Raw genomic sequence first — 3463 nt, 5'->3', positions numbered from 1 at the left:
GCTGAGCAAGCGCCCCTGTGAAGGCTGCGCGATCGAGGGCGGGACCAACAAGGATGGCGACCCCGACGCCGGCCTGTGCGCGGTGGCCGAGCCGGACGGGTATTACATCCGACAGGGGGATGGCAAGCGGCGCATCTGCAACTTCACCCTGCAGGCGCAGGACGTGTTCATTGACGTGCCGCAGGACGGCACCAGTCCGCGCCGCGTTGCCACCCGCATGAACGTGATGAGGGGCGGCGAAGTGGTGGGCAAGCTCATTTTTAAAGAGCCGGCCTTTTCCGGTCGCGCAGCCTTTCTGAAAGAGGTCGAGGGCATCAACGACCTGACGTTTCAGGGCACGGATCTCGACACTCAGAAAATCAAACTTGCGGTTTTTCGGGAGGCTAACGACGTGGGGGAAATCTTCCAAGTCTACACCGCCGGGGTCCACCTGGACTTCGTCGACAACAGCCCTGTGTTCACCTATGTCGAGCCCGACATGTCGGTCAACACGGTGAAGGTGCGCGGCACCCACCAGTTCCTTGGCAACCTACTGGCGCGCCCGTACTTTGCGCACTGCACCATGGCCGAACGGGCCGACGAAGCGGTGAGCCATGCCTTGAGCCGGCTGCTCAAAGTCAATCAGAAACTTGAGGTCGGACAGATGGTCGGCTGGTGTGTCAGCGCACACTTCAAGACCCACTTCATGCACCTGTACAGCCAGTTCCCGATTCTCTGCCTGTGGGGCGCCGCCGGCTCCGGCAAGTCCAAAAGCGCTGGCCTGATCACCTGGCTGAACGGCACCGACTACATGCAAAAAGACGCCGGGGTCAGCGCCCCGTCGACCTCGCACTACGCCATGCTCGAATACCTGTCCAGCACCACGACGATTCCGCGCATCGTTGAAGAGTTCAACAAATCCAAAATGACCTCCATGGGCTACAAGGATGTGGGGGAGCGAATCAAGCAAGCCTGGAACGGCGAGGCCACTCTTAAAGGCCGGCTGAGCCAGAGCAACCGGGGGCGCACCAATGCCGAAGCCATTGCCATTCCGCTGTCGTCGCCGTTGATCGTAATTTCTGAGCAAGAGATCGAGGTGCCGGCAATCCAAGAGCGCAGCATCCGCGTGCACCTGACCAAGAAGAAGCGCGGCCAGTGCCGGGAACACTTCTTCTATGCCAGCACGCACCGCGAAGACCTGCGCCGCTTGGGCAAGGCGATCATGGCCAAGGCGTTGATCACCCCGCCCGAAGCCATCGACGCCCTGATGGAAAAGGCCTCCGCGCTGCTGCCAGCGGACATGGATGACCGCCCACGCTACTCGCTCCAAGTGGTTCTGGTCGGGCTCTGGCTACTGCAGCAGGTCTGCGAAGAACTGTATCTGCTTGAAGGCTTGAAGGCGCTGGCTCCGGTGATCCAGTCGGTGACTGACCGCTTTAGCGGGCAGGGCGAAGGCATTGTGCAGAGCGAGATCGACCTGGTGCTGCAGAAGATCGCGGTCATCGTGGCGATTTCGCGCAGCGCCAGCGACGCCGGCGCCGGCGCCGGCCATGTGTATCTGGCCGAGGGCCTACACTACTCAGTGACCTCTGAGTACCTGATCCTCGACACACCAGCTTGCTGGGTTGGGGAGGTAACCATGAAGGCACCAACTTTAGCTGAGCATTTCCAGCAGGCCGGGATCCAGCGCTACCGGGTGTTCGCCTCCGTCATGCGGCTGGACAAGAAGCAGTTCAAGTCCAAAGTGCAAAAGCTAAGCCTCTGCACTCATAACCATTGGTACAGACTGCTCCATGAACCGGGCAGTTGGAAATCAATGCCGGCAGTGGGGACCGCCCTGCATTACATCTGCATGGGCAACCTTAACTTGATTCGCGTCACCAGCAAAAACTGGAACGAAGCTAACAGTGGGGGCGGCAAGCACACCGGGCTCGACTTGATGCAGAAGGTCTTTGCTCTTGACGACGAACTGGCGATGGCCGGGAAGTCGATGACAGGTGCAGTATGAATACAACCTTCCTACTAATGGCCCAGTACAACGGCCAGGCAATCATCCCGCTTGAGCGCGTCTGCACTGACTATTTCAGCCATCTGACGCCGGAGAAAATGAAACTCAAGGTCGCCGCAGGCCAGATAGACCTAACACTGGTACCAATGGAGAGCAGCCAGAAGTCAGCGCGAGGCGTACATCTGTCTGACCTAGCTGCTTATCTCGACGCCCAGCACAGTAAGGCCAAGGCCGAACACGAAAAACTGATGGGCCGAGGCATAAACCGAGCGTCCTAGCCCGACATGGCCCCAATCACGGGGCCAGTTACAACCCTCTCCAACCATGGCCAATCCTTGTACGGGTCGTCATTCCCCCGCAGGTGCGTATAGCGTCGCATCGAATTCCAATCTCGGTGGCCCGACACGCTGGCCACTTTCGGAATATCCCATCCCATTTCAAACAACCGACTCACGCCGTCATGACGCAGGTCATGAAAATGCAAGTCCTCGATTTCGAGGAAATGACAAGCCCGGGTAAATGAAGCCGATATGGATCTGGCATTGTACGGAAACACCTCGTCGGCGACCTTCGGCATGGACTTCAATATCTTCCAGGCCTCATCCGGAACATGGCACCAAACGTCATTGCCATATTTCTGCCCGGGGTTTTTCATGTCGGTGATCAACACCGACTGACGAGCCTCGTCCATGGCGTCCCAGCGAATACGGGTGATCTCTTCCTGTCGGCGCGTGGAGAACAGTGCGAAAGCAGTCACCCTAACCATGTCGATCTCTTGCTTACGACGTGCGCGCATATCGACAAAATAGGTCAGGATATTGTCGAGTTCTTCCAGTGTAGGCCTGCGGCCTCGCTCCTTGCTCTTGGATACGGCGCCCATCTTGCRCAACACGCGGCGTGCGTCCGGCATGGCCATGGGATCGATATCATATCCCCAGGCAGGTCGGGCAATAGATAGCACCGCGCCAAAGTGCGCCAGGTCGTTACCCACGGTCTGCGGTTGAATGCCGTCGCTCTGCATCCGGTCGTTGGCGTACTCGACCAGCTTCTGGCTGGTGATGTCCTTGTCTTCAAGCTTGCCCAGCCAGGTTTCGCCGATAGCCTTGAGGGTGGCGCGCTTGGTCTTGCCCAGTGGCCGGAGCTTTTCATATTCCTCGAGGTAGCGCTCGATCATTTCCTTGACCGTCACGCCCTTGCGGTTGGCCTTGGCAATCGCACCAGGTTCGGCCATTGCAGTTTCGCGCCGCTTGATCCAGGCCTGAGCCGTGGCCTTACGGTCGAACGTCTGGCTTTCCTGATAAACTGTCACACCCTTTTGCATTATGCGGATCTGCGCGGTGTACGCTGCAGAGCCATCCTTGCGCTTGCGAACGGTGATTGATCCCATGGATTTTGCTACACGACTGGTTTGAGTTGCTACATTGTAGCAACGACCGTCCTAAAATAAGCAAAAACCGTTGCAAACAGTGGCAAATG

Annotated in this window: 3 protein-coding genes; 2 read left to right on the top strand and 1 reads right to left on the bottom strand. The window is 58.2% G+C overall.

The features are described from left to right. Positions 1-1987: hypothetical protein (locus AC1DH9_RS28295; protein WP_477809247.1), on the top strand; the 1987-nt coding region annotated here is incomplete at its 5' end. Then, complete coding sequence (locus AC1DH9_RS28290) at positions 1984-2265, top strand: pyocin activator PrtN family protein (RefSeq protein WP_477806106.1); 282 nt, start codon at positions 1984-1986, stop codon at positions 2263-2265. The genes AC1DH9_RS28295 and AC1DH9_RS28290, both read left to right, overlap by 4 nt. On the opposite strand, the gene AC1DH9_RS28285 is transcribed toward AC1DH9_RS28290, so the two are convergent. Beyond that, a complete protein-coding gene (locus tag AC1DH9_RS28285; protein WP_477809246.1) occupies positions 2262-3374 on the bottom strand; it encodes a tyrosine-type recombinase/integrase in 1113 nt (370 codons plus the stop codon). The two genes, AC1DH9_RS28290 and AC1DH9_RS28285, sit on opposite strands and share 4 nt — an antisense overlap. Positions 3375-3463 lie beyond the last annotated feature (89 nt).

The sequence above is a fragment of the Pseudomonas sp. 05T35 genome (assembly GCF_056396605.1).
This window is presented reverse-complemented; position numbering and strand designations above follow the sequence as displayed.